At 73.2% G+C, this 19,062-nt stretch carries 12 protein-coding genes and 1 pseudogene; 12 read left to right on the forward strand and 1 reads right to left on the reverse strand.

Annotated elements, in window-relative coordinates:
* The first annotated feature begins 16 nt into the window (after positions 1 to 16).
* The 3 genes and pseudogenes from ACF089_RS25770 to ACF089_RS25780 form a co-directional block, all read left to right on the forward strand.
* Positions 17 to 229 carry a DUF4244 domain-containing protein gene (locus ACF089_RS25770; RefSeq protein WP_392030934.1) on the forward strand — a complete coding sequence of 71 codons (213 nt, stop codon included), beginning with the start codon at positions 17 to 19 and terminating at the stop codon, positions 227 to 229.
* Positions 216 to 632, forward strand: coding sequence for a TadE family type IV pilus minor pilin (locus ACF089_RS25775; RefSeq protein WP_392030937.1), 417 nt, complete (start codon positions 216 to 218; stop codon positions 630 to 632). The genes ACF089_RS25770 and ACF089_RS25775 overlap by 14 nt, the downstream gene beginning before the upstream one ends.
* Positions 629 to 1,006 (forward strand): annotated as a pseudogene (locus ACF089_RS25780) (Rv3654c family TadE-like protein); the annotation flags it as partial. The gene ACF089_RS25775 and the pseudogene ACF089_RS25780, both read left to right, overlap by 4 nt.
* Before the next feature lie 333 nt (positions 1,007 to 1,339).
* On the opposite strand, the gene ACF089_RS25785 reads toward ACF089_RS25780, so the two are convergent.
* Positions 1,340 to 3,808, reverse strand: a complete 2,469-nt coding sequence (locus ACF089_RS25785; protein WP_392030940.1) for a DEAD/DEAH box helicase — start codon at positions 3,806 to 3,808, stop codon at positions 1,340 to 1,342.
* 79 nt (positions 3,809 to 3,887) lie between these two features.
* On the opposite strand from ACF089_RS25785, the gene bldG reads away from it, so the two are divergent.
* The 9 genes from bldG to ACF089_RS25830 all read left to right on the forward strand — a co-directional run bounded on the left by bldG (position 3,888) and on the right by ACF089_RS25830 (position 18,999).
* Entirely contained in the window at positions 3,888 to 4,241 is a 354-nt protein-coding gene (bldG, locus tag ACF089_RS25790; protein ID WP_351559740.1) for an anti-sigma factor antagonist BldG, read from the forward strand.
* A gap of 91 nt (positions 4,242 to 4,332) precedes the next feature.
* On the forward strand, positions 4,333 to 4,770 hold the full coding sequence (locus ACF089_RS25795; RefSeq protein ID WP_392030943.1) for an ATP-binding protein: 438 nt from the start codon (positions 4,333 to 4,335) through the stop codon (positions 4,768 to 4,770).
* A gap of 280 nt (positions 4,771 to 5,050) precedes the next feature.
* Positions 5,051 to 7,459 carry a sodium-translocating pyrophosphatase gene (locus ACF089_RS25800; RefSeq protein WP_392030946.1) on the forward strand — a complete coding sequence of 803 codons (2,409 nt, stop codon included), beginning with the start codon at positions 5,051 to 5,053 and terminating at the stop codon, positions 7,457 to 7,459.
* A gap of 228 nt (positions 7,460 to 7,687) precedes the next feature.
* Positions 7,688 to 8,257 (forward strand): small secreted protein, encoded by a 570-nt coding sequence (locus tag ACF089_RS25805; protein ID WP_392030949.1) that lies wholly within the window; start codon positions 7,688 to 7,690, stop codon positions 8,255 to 8,257.
* Positions 8,258 to 8,363: 106 nt separating this feature from the next.
* Complete coding sequence (locus ACF089_RS25810) at positions 8,364 to 9,887, forward strand: methyltransferase (RefSeq protein ID WP_392030952.1); 1,524 nt, start codon at positions 8,364 to 8,366, stop codon at positions 9,885 to 9,887.
* Between the two features lie 644 nt (positions 9,888 to 10,531).
* Positions 10,532 to 10,729 carry a hypothetical protein gene (locus ACF089_RS25815; RefSeq protein ID WP_392030955.1) on the forward strand — a complete coding sequence of 66 codons (198 nt, stop codon included), beginning with the start codon at positions 10,532 to 10,534 and terminating at the stop codon, positions 10,727 to 10,729.
* A gap of 231 nt (positions 10,730 to 10,960) precedes the next feature.
* Entirely contained in the window at positions 10,961 to 13,804 is a 2,844-nt protein-coding gene (topA, locus tag ACF089_RS25820) for a type I DNA topoisomerase (RefSeq protein WP_392030957.1), read from the forward strand.
* Positions 13,805 to 14,056: 252 nt separating this feature from the next.
* The gene (gene tmk, locus ACF089_RS25825; protein ID WP_392030960.1) at positions 14,057 to 17,461 is read left to right on the forward strand and encodes a dTMP kinase; all 3,405 of its coding nucleotides are present in this window, start codon (positions 14,057 to 14,059) and stop codon (positions 17,459 to 17,461) included.
* Positions 17,462 to 17,793: 332 nt separating this feature from the next.
* Positions 17,794 to 18,999, forward strand: a complete 1,206-nt coding sequence (locus tag ACF089_RS25830) for a DNA polymerase III subunit delta' (RefSeq protein WP_392031293.1) — start codon at positions 17,794 to 17,796, stop codon at positions 18,997 to 18,999.
* The last annotated feature ends 63 nt before the right edge of the window (positions 19,000 to 19,062 follow it).

Here is a 19,062-nt window from a genome sequence, read left to right on the forward strand (position 1 = left end):
ATCTTGGGGGTTTGTCATGGTGAATCCGGTACGGAAGTGGTGGCGCGCCCGGCTGGGCGGAGGGTCGCTCCGACGGCGCGGCGACGCGGGCATGACCACGTCCGAGTACGCGATGGGGACGATCGCGGCGTGTGCCTTCGCGGCGGTTCTCTACAAGATCGTCACCAGTGGGACGGTCTCGGGCGCGCTCGAATCGCTGATCGGCAAGGCGCTCGATGCGCAGTTCTGACCGCCGCCCCGGCCGGGGGTCTCCGAGGTGGTCCCGCGCGGCGGACGACACGGGATCGGTGACGGCGGAGGCGGCCGTCGTCCTGCCCGCCCTGGTGGTCTTCACCATGGCGCTGGTGTGGGCGCTGACGGCGGCCTCGGCGCAGATCCAGTGCGTCGACGCGGCCCGCGCCGGGGCCAGGGCCGCCGCCCGGTCGGAGCCGCGCGCCGCCGTCCTCGCCGCGGCCCGCTCAGCCGCCCCGCCCGGCGCCGAGGTCACCCTGCGGCGGGCGGGGGATCTCTGGCGGGTCGGGGTGACGGCGTCCGCGCCCGGGCCCGGCGCTCTGGGCCTGACCCTGAGCGCCGAGGCGGCCGCCCTCGCCGAGGACACGGTCGGCATCGGTTCGGAAGGGACGCCTCCGTGACCGGCGGCCGGCAGCGGGCGCGCACGGCCCTCCGGGACGGCGCTCGGCACGGTGAGCAGGGCCGCGCCCCGCGTGGCGACCGGGGCTCGGCCACCGTGTGGGCGGCCGTGGCGGCGACGCTGCTGTGCGCGGTGTTCGCCGCGGTGCTGGCCCTGGGGCAGGCGGTGGCGGCCCGTCACCGGGCGGGCGCGGCGGCGGATCTGGCCGCTCTGGCGGCGGCCGACCTCGCCCTGCTGGGCGAGAGCGCCGCCTGCGCCCGGGCGGCCGGGGTGGCGCGGGCACAGGGCGCCGAGACGGTCCGGTGCGCGGTGCGGGGCGAGACCGCCGAGGTGACGGCCCGGGTCCGCTTCGGCCCATACGCCCCGGCGGTGGCCTCCCGCGCGGGGCCCTCGGAGGCCGGCGGAGGGCTCTCGGCCCCTGACCCCTCCCGTACCGGTCCTTCGGCGGTCGGAGGAGGGCCCTCAGCGCCCGGCCGACCTGCTGGGGCCGGCGAAGGGCCCTCAGCACCACCCGGCCCTTCCCGCGCCAGCCCACCTGCGGTCGGCGGAGGCCGCTCAACCCCCGGCATCTCCCGCGAGGGATCCTCGGCACCCGCCACAGGGCTCCCGGCACCCGGGGCCTCCCGTGCGGGACCTTCCGGAGGCCCCGGAAAGCCCCTGGCCCCCGGCGCCTCCCGCGCCGGGCCCCCACAAGCCCCCGGAGGGCTCTCAGCCCCCCGGGCGGGGCGGGTCCTCCGCCCCGCGCAGCAGTTCGGTGAGGAGCCGCACAGCGGCCCGCTTGTGCAGGGGCTCGTTGCCGTTGCCGCACTTCGGGGACTGGATGCAGGAGGGGCAGCCGGCCTCGCACTCGCAGACCGCGATGGCCTCGCGGGTCGCGGAGAGCCAGGCGCGGGCCGTGTGGAAGGCGCGTTCCGCGAAGCCCGCGCCGCCCGGGTGGCCGTCGTACACGAAGACGGTCGGGAGCGCGGTGTCCGGGTGCAGCGGCACGGAGACCCCGCCGATGTCCCAGCGGTCGCAGGTGGCGAAGAGCGGCAGCATCCCGATGGAGGCGTGCTCGGCGGCGTGCAGCGCCCCGCCCAGCCGCTCCGGGTCCACCCGGGCGGCGTCCAGCTGCGCCTCGCTCACCGTCCACCACACGGCCCGGGTGCGCAGGGTGCGCGGCGGCAGGTCGAGCTTGGTCTCGCCGAGCACCTCGCCGGTGATCAGTTTGCGGCGCAGGAAGGAGACGACCTGGTTGGTGACCTCGACGGAGCCGTAGCAGAGCCGCCCCTCGCCCCAGGGGATCTCGGTGTCGGTCTCGAGCACGGAGACGGAGGTCACATCGCGGGCGGTGGTGGAGTAGGGCGGTACGGCCTCCTCCACCAGCGCCGCCGAGTCCTCCAGGTCGAGCCGCCGGACCAGATAGGTGCGGCCCTGGTGGAGGTGGACGGCCCCCTCGTGGACGGCGGTGTGCGCGGCCGACGCGTCGACCGTGCCCAGCAGCCGGCCGGTGTCGGCCTCGACGATCTGGACCGGCCGTCCGCCCCCGCCCCGGATGTCGGCGAGGTCGGCGGCCCGCTCCCGGCGGGTCCAGTGCCAGCCCGTGGCCCGGCGGCGCAGCAGCCCGGCGGACTCCAGCTGGGGCATCAGCTCCTTCGTCGCGGGCCCGAAGAGTTCCAGGTCGGCCGGGGTGAGCGGCAGCTCCGCCGCGGCGGCGCAGAGATGGGGGGCGAGCACATAGGGGTTGTCCGGGTCGAGGACGGTGGACTCCACCGGCTGCTGGAACAGCGCCTCGGGGTGGTGGACGAGAAAGGTGTCCAGCGGATCGTCCCGGGCCACGAGAACGGCCAGCGCGCCCTGTCCGGAGCGGCCCGCGCGGCCCGCCTGCTGCCACAGCGAGGCCCGGGTCCCCGGATATCCGGCGATCACCACGGCGTCCAGACCGGAGACGTCGACCCCGAGTTCCAGGGCGGTGGTGGCGGCGAGCCCCAGCAGTTCGCCGGAGTGGAGGGCGCGCTCCAGGGCCCGGCGTTCCTCGGGCAGATAGCCGCCGCGGTAGGCCGCGACCCGCCCGGGCAGCGAGCGGTCCACCTCGGCCAGCCGCTCCTTGGCGATCAGGGAGATCAGCTCGGCGCCCCTGCGGGACCGGACGAACGCCACGGAACGGACGCCCTGCACGGTCAGGTCGGTGAGGAGGTCGGCGGTCTCCGCGGTGGCGGTGCGGCGCACGGGAGCGCCCTTCTCGCCGTGCAGCTCGGTGAGCGGGGGCTCCCAGAGGGCGAAGACCAGCTCGCCGCGCGGCGAGGCGTCGTCCGAGACCTCGCGGACGGTCAGCCCGGTCAGTCGGCCGGCCGCCACGGAGGGCTCGGCGGCGGTGGCGGAGGCGAGGAGGAAGACGGGGTTCGCGCCGTAGCGGGCGCATATCCGGCGCAGCCGGCGCAGCACCTGGGCGACATGGGAGCCGAAGACGCCCCGGTAGGTGTGGCACTCGTCGACGACGACATAGCGCAGGGCGCGCAGGAAGGAGGCCCATCGCGGATGGGAGGGCAGGATCCCGCGGTGCAGCATGTCCGGATTGGTCAGCACATAGGTGGCGTACTGCCGGACCCACTCCCGTTCCTCGACCGGGGTGTCGCCGTCGTAGACCGCCGGGCGGACCCGGTTGCCCAGCGGGGCGGCCAGCTCCTTCACCGCGCGGCACTGGTCGGCGGCGAGCGCCTTGGTGGGGGCGAGGTACAGCGCGGTCGCGCCGCGCCCGTTCGGGGCCTCGGAGCCGTCCAGGAGGGCGGTCAGCACGGGGGCGAGATAGGCCAGCGACTTGCCCGACGCGGTGCCGGTGGCGATGACGACCGACTCGCCGTCCAGGGCGTGCTCGGCGGCGGCCGTCTGGTGGACCCAGGGGTGCTCGACACCCGCCAGTCGAATGGCGTTGATCACTTCTGGGCGGATGCGGTGGGGCCAGACGGCATGGCGGCCCTGCCTGGGGGGCAAGTGCTCCGTATGAGTGATGCGCGCGGCCCGGCCCGCCCCCGCGGCGAGCCGGTCGAGGACCGCACGGGGACCGGGGCGGTTCTCCCCGCTCTCGTGGGGTCGTCTGGGACGGAGATTCTTGGCCATCGGCACCGAGTGTGTCACTGGTGTGACGGACAATGGTCCCAAGGCGTCGTGCATGGCTGCTGGTAAGTGATTGAATGCCATCGCGGCTGGCGACCGTCCCCCGGCTCCGCCGGGGAGACCTCAGGGGGCGGGCGCTCGATAGCAAGGTGCTGGAGGATCCGTGGACCTGTCCCTGTCGACTCGCAATGTGTCCGGCCCCGTCGGCGACCGTACGGTCGTCGAGGTCGGTGGCGAGATTGATGTTTATACCGCGCCCAAGCTGCGCGAGCAGTTGGTCGAGTTGGTGAACGACGGCAGCTACCACCTGGTCGTCGACATGGAGGGCGTGGACTTCCTGGACTCGACCGGGCTCGGAGTGCTGGTGGGCGGCCTCAAGCGTGTGCGTGCGCACGAGGGGTCGCTGCGCCTGGTCTGCAACCAGGAGCGCATTCTCAAGATTTTCCGGATCACGGGCCTGACCAAGGTGTTCCCGATCCACACCACGGTCGAGGAAGCCGTAGCGGCCACCGACTGACACCGGCCGGAGCCGCCGGAAGAAGAGATGGGGCACCGGGCATCCAGCCCGGGCCTCTGAGATGCACGCCCGTACGTCCGAGGGGGATGGCATGGCCACCGTCGAACTTCGCTTCAGTGCCCAGCCCGAACATGTCAGGACCGCCCGGTTGGTGGCCGCTGCCGTGGCGCGCAGGGCCGGGGTCGACGAGGCCGTGCTGGACGAGGTCCGGCTGGCGGTCGGAGAGGCCTGCAGCCGTGCCGTCGGGCTGCACCGAGGCCATGGGATCACCGCTCCCGTACGGGTGGTGCTGACCGATGAGGACAAGACGTTCTCCATCGAGGTCGGGGACGAGGTCCCCGGTCCGGGCGGCGAGAGCGGGACCGGTTCCGGTTCGCGCGACGCCGCCGAGGAGGACGCGGAGGGCGAGGACGAGATGGGCCTCGCTGTCATCAGCGGTCTTGTCGACGATCTGGAGGTCAGTTCCACCGACGAGGGCGGAGTGATCAGGATGAGCTGGCCGGTGGCACCGGTCTCCGTGCTCCCCTGACGGGCTCCGCCGCCCCGGGATGCTCCCGGGTGTTTCACGCTTCGAGAAGAGGCCCTGCTGAGCAGGGCCTCTTTTCTTTTTATTGGATCATTTATCTAGATCATTGATCAAGCGTCAATGCTTTCACCCCATTACCGCTTTCGGGGGTTGTTTTCGGAAGCCGATCATTTGCTGAGTAGCAACTGAAGGTCAATTCCGTTTACCGCGCCCTGTTTTGATCGGGTTCCGCTACCTACAATCCGTCCACATCTTGAGCTCTGAACGACGTCAAGGAGGACGAATGGCGGGGCTCTTCAGCTCGCAAGAAATCGATCACCCCACTTCTCTCGCGGCAGCGGTCCTCACGGATGACAATCGGCTGATCGTGATTGTCATCGCGGTGGTGGCCCTGGCGGCGCTCGTCGTCGCCCAGCTGCTGGTGCGCCAGGTGCTGGCCGCCGGCGAGGGCACCGATTCCATGAAGAAGATCGCGGCGGCGGTCCAGGAAGGCGCCAACGCATATCTGGCGCGACAGCTGCGCACCCTCGGCGTCTTCGCCGTCGTGGTGTTCTTCCTGCTGTTGCTCCTCCCGGCCGACGACTGGTCACAGCGGGCCGGGCGTTCGGTGTTCTTCCTGGTGGGTGCGCTTTTCTCGGCGGCCACCGGATACATCGGCATGCGGCTCGCCGTACGAGCGAATGTGCGCGTGGCGGCCGCCGCGCGAGAGGCGACACCGGCGGAGGGAGAACCGGCCAAGGATCTGACGGCCGTCGCGCACAAAGCAATGAAGATCGCTTTCCGCACCGGCGGAGTGGTCGGAATGTTCACGGTGGGCCTCGGCCTGCTGGGCGCGTCCTGTGTCGTCCTCGTCTACGCGGCCGACGCGCCCAAGGTCCTGGAGGGCTTCGGCCTCGGGGCCGCGTTGATCGCCATGTTCATGCGAGTCGGCGGCGGCATCTTCACCAAGGCCGCCGACGTCGGCGCGGACCTGGTCGGCAAGGTCGAGCAGGGCATCCCCGAGGACGACCCGCGCAACGCCGCGACCATCGCGGACAACGTGGGCGACAACGTCGGGGACTGCGCCGGAATGGCCGCCGACCTCTTCGAGTCGTACGCCGTCACCCTCGTCGCGGCGCTCATCCTCGGGAAGGCGGCCTTCGGCGACGCCGGACTCGCCTTCCCGCTGATCGTCCCGGCGATCGGCGTGGTCACCGCGATGATCGGCATCTTCGCGGTCGCCCCGCGGCGCGCCGACCGCAGCGGAATGACCGCCATCAACCGCGGATTCTTCATCTCCGCGCTGATCTCACTCGTCCTGGTCGCCACGGCGGTCTACCTCTACCTCCCGTCCACCTACGCCGACCTGGAGGGCGTCACCGAATCCGCCATCAGCACCCACGCCGGGGACCCGCGCGTCCTCGCGCTCGTCGCCGTCGCCATCGGCATCGTGCTGGCGGCCCTGATCCAGCAGCTCACCGGGTACTTCACCGAGACCAGCCGCCGTCCCGTCAAGGACATCGGCAAGTCCTCGCTGACCGGCCCGGCCACCGTCATCCTCGCCGGCATCTCCATCGGCCTGGAGTCCGCCGTCTACACCGCGCTGCTGATCGGCCTCAGCGTGTACGGGGCGTTCCTGCTCGGCGGTACGTCGATCATGCTCGCCCTCTTCGCGGTCGCCCTGGCCGGCACCGGACTGCTCACCACCGTCGGCGTCATCGTCGCCATGGACACCTTCGGACCCGTCTCCGACAACGCCCAGGGCATCGCCGAGATGTCCGGCGACGTCAAGGGCGCGGGCGCGCAGGTCCTCACCGACCTGGACGCCGTCGGCAACACCACCAAGGCCATCACCAAGGGCATCGCCATCGCCACCGCCGTACTCGCGGCGGCCGCGCTCTTCGGCTCGTACCGCGACGCCATCGCGGGCGCGGCCCGGGACGTCGGCGAGAAGGTCGGCGACGGCGCGCCCATGAATCTCGTCATGGACATCTCCCAGCCCAACAACCTCGTCGGCCTGATCCTCGGCGCGGCGGTCGTCTTCCTCTTCTCGGGGCTGGCGATCAACGCGGTGTCCCGGTCGGCGGGAGCGGTGGTCTACGAGGTGCGGCGGCAGTTCCGCGAGCACCCCGGGATCATGGACTACACCGAGAAGCCCGAATACGGGCGTGTGGTCGACATCTGCACCAAGGACGCGCTGCGGGAGCTGGCCACACCCGGTCTGCTCGCGGTGCTCACCCCGATCGCGGTCGGATTCTCCCTCGGGGTCGGGGCGCTCGGCGCCTTCCTCGCGGGCGCGATCGGCACCGGCACCCTGATGGCCGTCTTCCTCGCCAACTCCGGCGGCGCGTGGGACAACGCCAAGAAGCTCGTCGAGGACGGCCATCACGGCGGCAAGGGCAGCGAGGCCCACGCCGCGACCGTCATCGGCGACACCGTGGGCGACCCGTTCAAGGACACCGCGGGCCCCGCGATCAACCCGCTCCTCAAGGTGATGAACCTCGTGGCGCTGCTGATCGCCCCCGCGGTGATCCAGTTCAGCTACGGCGACGACGCCAGCGCCGGAGTCCGGGCGGTGGTGGCGGTCCTCGCCATCGCGGTCATCGTCGGCTCCGTCTACGTCTCCAAGCGGAGGGGCATCTCCGTGGGCGACGCCGAGCCCCACTCGGCGGAGCAGGGCGCCAAGTCACCCGATCCCGCGGTGGTGTCGTAACCCCGGACACCCACCGGACATATCACCGGACACCTGGCCAGGAAGGGCCAAAAGGCGGGCGGGCGGCGCGTTTTGAAGCGCCGCCCGCCCGTCGCGTCCTTCGCCGTGAGCCTTCTCTCCCTTGGTGCAAATGGCTTTAAAGAGGATGAACCGGGTGCACGGCATGCGGATGCCGCCCAGGCGGCGTGTATGTTCCGGGGCCGAGGAGCCTTGGAAGGGACCCATCCGGTGAACAAGAAGCTTGCGGTCGCACTCTCAGGCGGTGCGGTACTCGTTCTCGCGCTGTCGGGCTGTAGCAGCGACGAGGACAAATTCACGGTCGACGACTGGGCCAAGAAGTACTGCGACGCCGCGAAGCCGCAGATCAAGAAGGAGGCCGACGCGGAGCAGCTCATCCGCGCGACCGCCTCGGACGGCAAGCCCGGCGACATCCGGACCGCCGACTCCAAGGCCTTCCAGGACCTCTCGGACGTCTACAAGGGCTACGCCGGGGCCTTCAGAACCGCCGGCACGCCCCCGGTCGAGAACGGCGAGCAGCTGGTGAAGGACGCCGCCGCCGAGTACGACGCCAACGCCACGTCCTACCTCGACCTGAAGAAGCAGGTCGACGCCCTCGACGTCTCCGACCAGCAGGAGTTCGCCGACGGTCTGCGTCCCGTCGCCGACGGGCTCGCGAAGATCGAGCAGAACCAGAGCGCCCGCGAGAAGCTCCGGGCGAGCGAGACGGGCAAGGCGATGGCCAAGCAGCCGGGCTGCAAGCCGGCCGCCCAGAGCCCCGCGGCGGGCTCGTCCTCCTGATCCCCGCCCCGGCGCGGCCCCGCCTCCCCAGGAGCGGGCCGCGCCGGTGACGCCCCGCGGCCCGCGAGCGGGCCCCGGGCCGCGATTGTCGGTGGCGGCCGCCACAATGGGCGGTGTGAGTACGACCAGCACCGCCCCGCACACGCCCTCGCCCGCCCTCGCCCCCCGGCTGCGCGAGGCCCTGCTCGCCGGCGCCTTCACCGCCGACGGGCTGCTCGAACTGCTCGGCGCGCCCGCCTACGCGGCGCTCGCCCGCAGCGAGACCGTCCCCGCCGAGCGCGCCACCCGCGGCGACGGCGTCCTGGACACGCTCGTACGGCTCTTCCTGCTCCAGCGGCCCGTGCCCCACGAGCGCGCCCGCGAGGCCCTTCCCCTGGAGGAGTGCCTGGCCGGCGGCTGGGCGGTCCGCGACGGCGACGAGGTGCGCGCCACCGTGGACGTACGGCCGTACGGCGGACCGGACGGCCAGGACTGGTTCATCGTCTCCGACCTGGGCTGCGCGGTCGGCGGCGCGGGCGGGTCCGACGGCCAGGACGAGCGTGTGGTGCTCGGCGTCGGCGGCGCGTCCACCACCCTCGCCGGCATCACCGTGCGTACGCCCGTCTCCACCGCGCTCGACCTCGGCGCCGGCTCCGGCATCCAGGCGCTGCACGCCTCCCAGCACGCCACCCGGGTCACCGCGACCGACCTCAATCCGCGCGCCCTGCACTTCACCCGGCTCACCCTGGCGCTCTCCGCCGCCCCGGAGGCCGAGCTGCGCGAGGGCTCGCTCTTCGACCCGGTCGGCTCCGAGACCTATGACCTGATCGTGTCCAACCCGCCCTTCGTGATCTCTCCCGGCGCCCGGCTGACCTACCGGGACGGCGGTATGGGCGGGGACGATCTGTGCCGCACGCTCGTTCAGGAGGCGGGACACCGGCTGAACGAGGGGGGATACGCCCAGTTCCTCGCCAACTGGCAGCATGTGGACGGCGAGGAGTGGCAGGAGCGGCTGCGCTCCTGGATCCCGCGCGGCTGCGACGCCTGGATCGTGCAGCGCGAGGTCCAGGACGTCACGCAGTACGCCGAGCTGTGGCTGCGCGACAGCGGCGACCACCGGGGCGATCCCGAGCGCTACCGGCGGCGGTACGAGGAGTGGCTGGACGAGTTCGAGGCGCGCGGGACCAGGGCCGTCGGCTTCGGCTGGATCACCCTGCGCAAGTCCGGCTCCGAACGGCCCTCGATCGTGGCCGAGGAGTGGCCGCACCCGGTGGAGCAGCCGCTCGGCGAGAGTGTGCGGGCCCACTTCGCCCGGCAGGACCATCTCCGTACCCACGACGACGCGGCCCTGCTCGCCGACCGCTTCACGCTGGCCCCCGAGGTGACGCAGGAGCAGGTCGGGCTGCCGGGCGAGGAGCACCCCGAGCATGTCGTGCTCCGGCAGAACCGGGGGATGCGCCGGGCCACCAAGGTGGACACGGTGGGCGCCGGGTTCGTTGGGGCCTGCGACGGGACGCTGAGCGCCGGGCGGATCCTGGACGCCATCGCCCAGCTCATCGACGAGGATCCGGTGCTGCTGCGGGACCGTACGCCGCAGGCGATCCGGCTGCTGGTGGAGGAGGGCTTCCTGGAGCCGGCGCCCCAGGGCTGAGCCCCGGGGGGCCGGGCTCGTCCCGCCGGGCCCGTGCCCCGGCCGGCCCCGCCCGTAGCCGCGGGCACGCCCCCGCCCGCGGCCCTGCCCCCGGCCCGCATCTCCCCCTCGGCCCCGCTCCCCGGCCCGTGGCCCCCGGCCCGGATCGGCCCGCCGACGGCACCCCCGCCCGGGTCCGGCCCAGGTCCGGCCCAGGTCCGGCCCGGTCCCGTCCGGTCAGGTGGATGTTTCACGCCGTCCGATGAGGGCGAATTGGCCAATGTTCTGTTTACGGCCCCGAGCCCTCCTCCCGCCCGCTCTCTCCGGGCGGCCCCCGCACGGTCCCCGGCAGCCCCGGGACCGGACCCCGGCGGCGGCCGATCCCGTTCCGCCGCCCAGGTCACGGCGGTCGCGGCCCCCGCGCGAGCCGCCCGGACGGCGGGCGCCGGCGCCCCGTGGAACCGGCCCCACGCGCCCCGCCCCGCCCCCGCCCGGGTGAACCCACGCGCCGTTCACCCCGATTTCGCGCCCATGACGCCCAAAGGTGTCAGCCTCGGCCCGGGGCGACCCCGCACCACCTGGGCATCGGCGGCGGAATCGCGATATCCGCGGGCCACCGCGGAATCGCGGAATCCGCGAGAGACACGAAAGAAACGGGGAGCGGCATGGAGAGCGGGCCAGCGATCTTCGCGGGAACGGCGTTCGCGCTGTTCGGAGCCGGACTGCTGCTGTGGACGGGAGTACGGGTGGCACAGCGCGCGCCCGTCGCCCACGGGGTGAGCCCCGGCCGGGCCGCCGCCCTCACCGCCACCGCCGGAGTGGTCTCCCTCGCCCTCGGCGCGTGGTGCTTCGGCCGCCTCTGAGGAAGCGCCCCGGACACCGTCCTGCCGGTCCGGGCGGCAGGAACAGCCGGACTCGGGTTACCGTTCGAGTGGCCGTTGCGGGCTTTTGCCGTTTGACACAGGGGCGGGTTGTACCGTCACACTCCGCAGCGGCAGCAGCACCACGCAGCAGCATCACAGCGCCACAGCGGTACGCCACCAGCGGTGTAACGCCGTGTCGCCACCGAGTGCCGACCGGAGAGAAGAGCGAAGTTGTCCCCGACCAGCGAGACCGCACAGGGCGGCCGACGCCTCGTGATCGTCGAGTCGCCCGCCAAGGCGAAGACGATCAAGGGCTACCTCGGCCCCGGCTATGTCGTCGAGGCGAGCGTCGGGCACATCCGCGACCTCCCGAACGGCGCGGCCGAGGTGCCCGAGAAGTACACCGGTGAGGTGCGCCGTCTCGGTGTCGACGTCGAGCACGACTTCCAGCCGGTCTACGTCGTCAACGCCGACAAGAAGGCTCAGGTCAGAAAGCTCAAGGAACAGCTCGCCGAATCCGACGAGCTGTACCTCGCCACCGATGAGGACCGCGAGGGCGAGGCCATCGCCTGGCACCTGCTCGAAGTCCTCAAGCCCAAGGTCCCCGTCCACCGGATGGTCTTCCACGAGATCACCAAGGACGCCATCCGCGACGCCGTGGCCAATCCGCGCGAGCTGAACCAGCGCATGGTCGACGCCCAGGAGACCCGCCGGATCCTCGACCGCCTCTACGGCTACGAGGTCTCCCCGGTCCTGTGGAAGAAGGTCATGCCCCGGCTCTCGGCCGGCCGGGTCCAGTCCGTCGCCACCCGGCTGGTCGTGGAGCGCGAGCGCGAGCGCAGGGCGTTCACCTCCGCCGAGTACTGGGACCTGACCGGCACCTTCTCCACCGGCCGGGCCGGGGACGCCTCCGACCCGTCCTCCCTCATCGCCCGGCTCAACACGGTCGACGGACAGCGCGTCGCCCAGGGCCGCGACTTCGGCTCCGACGGCGCGATCAAGCCCGGCCAGACCCGGGTGCTCCACCTGGACGAGGCGGCGGCGCGCGGCCTGGCCAACGCGCTGGAGGGCGCCTCCTTCGCGGTCCGCTCCGTCGAGTCGAAGCCGTACCGCCGCTCCCCGTACGCGCCGTTCCGGACGACGACGCTCCAGCAGGAGGCCTCCCGCAAGCTGGGCTTCGGGGCCAAGGCCACCATGCAGGTCGCGCAGAAGCTGTACGAGAACGGCTTCATCACCTATATGCGTACGGACTCCACCACGCTCTCCGAGACCGCCGTGACGGCGGCCCGGGCGCAGGTGACGCAGTTGTACGGGGCGAACTACCTCCCCGAGAAGCCGCGGGTGTACGCCGGGAAGGTCAAGAACGCGCAGGAGGCGCACGAGGCGATCCGCCCCTCGGGCGATCGTTTCCGCACTCCGGCGGAGACCGGGCTCACCGGCGACCAGTTCAAGCTCTACGAGCTGATCTGGAAGCGGACCGTCGCCTCCCAGATGAAGGACGCCACCGGAAACTCGGTCACCGTCCGGATCGGCGGTACGGCGCGGGACGGCCGGGACGCCGAGTTCACCGCCTCCGGCAAGACGATCACCTTCCACGGCTTCATGAAGGCCTACGTCGAGGGCGCCGACGACCCCAACGCCGAGCTGGACGACCGCGAGCGCAGGCTGCCGCAGGTCGCCGAGGGCGACGCGCTCGCCGCCCAGGAGATCTCGGTCGACGGCCACGCCACCAAGCCGCCCGCCCGCTACACCGAGGCGTCGCTGGTCAAGGAGCTGGAGGAGCGCGAGATCGGCCGCCCCTCCACCTATGCCTCGATCATCGGCACCATCCTCGACCGGGGCTATGTCTTCAAGAAGGGCACGGCGCTCGTCCCGTCCTTCCTGAGCTTCGCCGTGGTCAATCTGCTGGAGAAGCACTTCGGCCGGCTGGTGGACTACGACTTCACCGCCAAGATGGAGGACGACCTCGACTGTATCGCCCGGGGCGAGGCCCAGGCCGTGCCGTGGCTGAGGCGCTTCTACTTCGGCGAGGGCGAGGACCGGGGCGCGGCCTCCGGCGCGGGCAACGGCGACGGCGACCACCTCGGCGGCCTCAAGGCGCTGGTGACCGATCTCGGCGCGATCGACGCCCGGGAGATCTCCAGCTTCCCCGTCGGCGACGGCATCGTGCTGCGCGTCGGCCGGTACGGCCCGTACGTCGAGCGCGGCGAGAAGGGCTCCGAGGGCCACCAGCGCGCCGATGTGCCCGAGGACCTCGCGCCGGACGAGCTGACCGTGGCGTACGCGGAGGAGCTGTTCGCCAAGCCGAGCGGCGACTTCGCCCTGGGCGCCGACCCGGTCTCCGGGAACGAGATCGTGGCGAAGGACGGCCGTTACGGGCCGTATGTCACCGAGATCCTTCCCGAGGGCACCCCGAAGACGGGGAAGAACGCGGTCAAGCCGCGCACGGCCTCCCTCTTCAAGTCGATGTCCCTGGACACCGTCACCCTGGAGGACGCGCTCCGGCTGATGTCCCTGCCCAGGGTCGTCGGCGCCGACGCCGAGGGCGTGGAGATCACCGCGCAGAACGGCCGCTACGGCCCGTATCTGAAGAAGGGCGCCGACTCGCGCTCGCTGGAGACCGAGGACCAGCTCTTCAGCATCACGCTGGAGCAGGCCCTCGCCATCTACGCCCAGCCCAAGCAGCGCGGCCGGGCCGCTGCCAAGCCGCCGCTGAAGGAACTGGGCACCGACCCGGTCAGCCAGCGTCCGGTGGTCGTCAAGGACGGCCGGTTCGGGGCGTATGTCACCGACGGCGAGACCAACGCGACCCTGCGGACCGACGACAGCGTGGAGGAGATCACTCCCGAGCGCGGCTACGAGCTGCTCGCGGAGAAGCGCGCCAAGGGGCCCGCCAAGAAGACGGCGAAGAAGGCCCCGGCGAAGAAGACGGCCGCGAAGAAGGCGACCACCGCGAAGAAGACCGCGGCGAAGAAGACGACCGCCGCCAAGAAGACCACGACGGCGAAGGCCGCGGCCGCGAAGAAGGCCCCGGCGAAGAAGGCGGCCGCCTCGGCGAAGGCCTCCGACCAGTAGTCGGCCGTCCTCGCGGGAGGCGTCCGGCCGGCAGTCGGCCCCGCCGGGGGAGGCGTCCGGCCAGTGGCCGGACCGGCTGTCCGGGGTGCGGTACTTCGCGGTGATGTGTACGGGGCGTTCCCGGCGGCGTGCGGGGTGTGACGGGGAGACCGTCGCGCCCCGCACGCCGCTTGTCCACAGGGCTCCGGGCCGGTTGTCCACAGGTTCCGGCGGCCCCCGCAAGGAGCCTCGCTGTCCGGATAGGCTGGGCGGATGACGCGATCCGAGCAGCCGGCCGATCAGCAGGCGGTCGTGAGCCCCGTCTCAGAGACCACCACCCACGCCGAGGGCTCCGACGCACTCGCCGCAGACTCCCGTGAGCGGGCGCTGCGCGCGCTGCTGCGCGTCCCCACTCTCAGAAGGCTGTGGAACGCGCAGGCCGTCGGAGGCGTCGGAGACGCCCTCGCCGTCCTCGTCCTGCTGCTGCTGACCCTTCAGGCCGCGGTCTCCGAAGGCGCCTTCGGCGGCGGCTATCGCGGCGCGGCCCTCTCGGTGGCCGCCGTGTTCGGCGCGCGGACCCTCGCGACCGTCCTCTTCGGAGCCGTCCTCCTCGGCCCGCTGACCACGCTGACCTCGGCCAAGGGACCGCTCGACCGCCGATGGACCATGATCGGCTCGGACGGCGTGCGGCTGGCGGCGCTGGTCGTCGCGCCCCTGTGGCTGGACTGGACCCCGGACGCGGCGGTCGCGATCCTGCTGGCCACCGTCTTCGTCACCGGGGCCGCCGAGAGGTTCTGGACCGTCGCCCGGGACGGCGCGGCCCCCGCGCTGCTGCCCGCACCGCCGCCGGAGGGCGCGGCGGTGCGCCCGCTGCCCGACCATCTCGACGCGCTGCGCCGGCTGTGGCTGCGCACCTCGTTCGCCGTCGTCCCCGTCGCCGCCGCCGTTCTGCTGGCGGCCACCCTGATCGGCAATCTGCTCGGCGCGGGCATCGAGTGGTTCTCGCTGCACCAGGCGGCCCTGGGCTCCTATGTCGCGGCGGGGCTCTTCGCGGCCTCCCTCGCGATCCTCTCCCTCGTCCAGCTGCCCTCCTCCGCGACCCCGCGGCCGCGCTCGCCCCTCGAAGGGCTGCGCCGCCCCTCCACCCCGCAGGGCGACCCCGACAAGGGACGCACCGGCGCCCTCGCCCTCTTCGTCACCGCCTGCGCGGCGGTCGCGGGCGCGATCTCGGCCGCCGCCGCCGTCTCCGTGCTCCACGCCGGCGATCTCGGCGGCGGTCCCGCCGCCTTCGCCCTGCTGGTCCTCGCGCTGACCGGCGGTACGGCCCTGGGCATCCGCGGCGCCGAATCCGTACTGCCCGCGCTGTCGCGCCGACGGCTCCTCGCCCTCGCGCTCACCGCCACCGGAATCGCGCTCCTGGCGATGGGGCTGGTCCCGGACACCGCGACCGTGCTGTTCCTCGCGCTGTTCGCCGGGGCGTCGGCCGGCGTCGCCGCGAACATCGGACACGCCCTCGTCGACCAGGAGTCCGAGGCCCCCCGGCGGGCCCGGACCACCGACCACCTCCAGGCCGTCGTCCGCGTCGCCATCGCGCTCGGCGCGCTCGTCGCCCCGCTGCCGGCCGCCGCGATCGGCCCGCACCGGCTCGCGGCCGGGGACTTCGTCTTCGCCCACGGCGGCGCGGCCTTCACCCTGATGCTGGCGGGCGCCCTGCTGCTGCCCGTCGCCGCGATCGTCCTCGCCAAGACCGACGACCGCGCCGGAGTGCCGCTCCGCCGCGATCTGGGCGAGGCGTTCCGCCGGGGCGCGGACCCGGCGCAGGCCCCCGCCGCCACCGGCTTCTTCATCGCGCTGGAGGGCGGCGACGGCGCCGGGAAGTCCACCCAGGTCGAAGCCCTCGCCGAGTGGATCCGCAACAAGGGCCACGAGGTCGTCGTCACCCGCGAGCCGGGCGCGACCCCGGTCGGCAAGCGGCTCCGCTCGATCCTGCTCGACGTCTCGTCCGCCGGTCTCTCCAATCGCGCCGAGGCGCTGCTGTACGCGGCCGACCGCGCCGAGCACGTCGACTCGGTGGTCCGCCCCGCGCTGGAGCGCGGCGCGATCGTGATCTCCGACCGGTACATCGACTCCTCGGTCGCCTATCAGGGCGCCGGGCGCGATCTCGCGCCGACGGAGATCGCCAGGATCTCCCGCTGGGCGACGGACGGACTCGTACCGAATCTGACCGTGCTGCTGGACGTCTCGCCGGAGACCGCGCGGGAGCGCTTCACGGAGGCCCCCGACCGGCTGGAGTCGGAGCCCGCCGAGTTCCACCGGCGGGTGCGCTCGGGCTTTCTGACACTGGCCGCGAGCGACCCGGCGCGCTATCTCGTCGTGGACGCGGGACAGGACCCGCAGGACGTCACCACCGTGGTGCGCCACCGGCTGGACCGGATGCTTCCGCTCTCCGCCGCCGAGATCCGGGCGCGCGAGGAAGCGCGGCGCAGGGCCGAGGAGGAGGCCCGTCGCAAGGCCGAGGAGGAGGCCGCCCGCAAGGCGGAGGAGGAGCGGCTGGAGCGCGAGCGCCAGGAGCAGCTCGCCAAGCTCCGCGCCGAGGAGGAGGCCCGCCGCAAGGCCGAGGAGGAGGCCGCGCGTCAGCGCGAGGCCGAACGGCTCGCCGAGGAGGCCCGGCAGCGGGCGGAGGAGGCGCGCCGGCTCGCCGACGAGGAGCGCCGCAAGCGCGAGGCCGAGGAGAAGGCCCGCCGGGACGAGCAGGAACGGCTGCGGAAGCTGGCCGAGGAGCAGGCCAGGCTCCGCGCCGAGGCGGAGGAGCGCCGTCTGGAGAAGCAGCGCAAGGCGGAGGAGGCTCTGCTGCGCGCGGAGGAGGCGCGGAAGGCCGCCGCCGAGGAGGCTCGGAAGACGGCCGCCGAGGAGGCTCGGAGGGCTGAGGCCGCCGCGGCCGAGGCGGCCGCCGAAGCCGCTGCCGCCGCCGAGGTGTCGGCCGCCGAGGTCACCGTGCCGACTCCGGTGGTGCGGCCGGAGGATCCCTCGGCCGAGGCGGTGACCGTGACCACGCCCGTGGTCCGGCCCGACGACGAGACGCAGCAGGTGCCGAGGGTGCCGGCGAGGCAGGACCGGGCCGCGTCCGACCGCCCGGGGGCCTCGGGGTCTTCGTCGGCCCAGGCGGCCTCGGGGTCTTCCAGGGCCTCGGGTTCCTCGGCGGCCGATGAGACGGCGGTGCTGCCGTCGGTGCGCGACGAGCGGCCGGAGGAGGAGACGAAGACGCTCCCGCCGGTACGCGACGAGCGGCCGGCGGACCGGGTGCCGCCCGGGTTCTTCCGCGACGAGCGCGACGAGGGCCACGGCCGGGACAGCCGGGACGGCCAGGACCGCCGGGGTGACCGGGGTGACCGGGGTGACCAGGACCACCGGGATCACCGGGACCGGCGCGATCCGAGGAGCGCGTGGGACGGGCGCGATGACCGGGACGGCGGTCGGGACGGGGGCCGTGACAGTGGTCGCCGGCCGGACGGCTCGAACGACCGTACGCGCGAGCTTCCCCAGATCGACCCGGACACGGGCCGCCCGCGCCGCCGTTCCGACTGGGCGGAGGAGACCCCGCTCGACGATCTGCCCACGCTCGCGGACGAGCTGCTGGGCACGCGCGACGACGAGAACGGCGGGCGGCGGAGGCGCTGACCACCCGGTGACGGCGCTGACCACCCGGTGGTGGGCGGTGGGTCGGTGACGGCGCCGGGGCGCTGCCGTGCGGCGACCGAGGGTCGGCTTCCGCGGTCGCGGCCCTCGCGCGGCCTCGGTCGGCTTCCGCGTCGCGGTCGCGTACGGGACCTGACGCCCGCCGCCGCCCCGCCTGCCCGCAGGCCGCCGCCCGGCGCCCGCCGCCGCCCCGCACGGGCGCGGGCACGGGCCGACGGCGGCATGACCGGCGATGTCAGACCTCTGCCCCACAATGGGAGGGCCATGGGGAGCCCATGGCCGCGGGCAGGCAGCACACAAGGCAGGTGACGGCAGTGACCGTGTGGGACGACCTGGTCGGTCAGGAGCGGGTGCAGGCGCAGCTCAGCGCCGCCGCGCGGGACGCCGACGCCCTGGTCACCGCTGTGGCCGGGGGCGAGCACGCCCCGGACGCCTCGAAGATGACGCACGCGTGGCTGTTCACCGGCCCCCCCGGCTCCGGGCGGGCCACCGCCGCCCGGGCGTTCGCCGCCGCGCTCCAGTGCGTCAGCCCCGACCGGGCCCTCGGCGGGATCCCCGGCTGCGGATTCTGCGACGGCTGCCACACCGCCCTCATCGGCACCCACGCCGATGTGCAGGTCATCCGCACCGATCTGCTCTCCATCGGCGTGAAGGAGACCCGCGACCTCGTCCGCCGGGCCCAGCTCTCCCCGGCCGTCGGCCGCTGGCAGGTGATCATCATGGAGGACGCCGACCGGCTCACCGAGGGCGCGGGCAATGTCCTCCTGAAGGCCGTCGAGGAGCCCGCGCCCCGCACCGTGTGGATGCTCTGCGCGCCCTCCCTGGAGGATGTGCTGCCGACGATCCGGTCCCGCTGCCGCCATCTGACGCTCCGGACGCCGCCGGTCGCGGCCGTCGCCGATGTGCTGATCCGCAGGGACGGCATCGAGCCCGAGCGCGCCGAGGCCGCCGCCCGGGCGACCCAGGGACACATCGACCGCGCCCGTCGCCTGGCCACCGACGAGCGGGCCCGGGCCCGCCGGGCCACCGTGCTGAAGCTGCCGCTGCGGGTCGACGACGTCGGCGCCTGCCTCAAGGCGGCCCAGGAGCTGATCGACGCCGCCGCCGAGGACTCCAAGCAGGCCGCGGAGGAGACCGACGCCAAGGAGACCGAGGAGCTGAAGACCGCGCTCGGCGCGGGCCAGGGCGGCCGGATGCCGCGCGGCACCGCCGGGGTGATGAAGGAGCTGGAGGACAGACAGAAGCGCCGCAAGACGCGTACCCAGCGCGACAGCCTCGATCTGGCGCTCAGCGATCTGACGGGGTTCTACCGCGATGTGCTCGCCCTGCAGCTGGGCTCCGAGATCGCCATCGCCAACGGCGACGTACGCGACGCGCTCGACCGGATCGCCCGCGCCTCCACCCCCGAGCGCACCCTGCGCCGGATAGAGGCCGTGGTCGCCTGCCGGGGCGCGCTGGAGGCGAATGTCGCCCCGCTGCTGGCGGTCGAGGCGATGACGATGGCCCTGCGCGCGGGCTGAGCCCCGTACGCATCGCCCCTCCCGCGTCAACGACGCGGTTCACCCATCCGGGCAAGGAAGGGC

The organism is Streptomyces sp. NPDC014894, from assembly GCF_043080985.1.
In the GTDB taxonomy this organism is placed as follows: Bacteria; Actinomycetota; Actinomycetes; order Streptomycetales; family Streptomycetaceae; genus Streptomyces.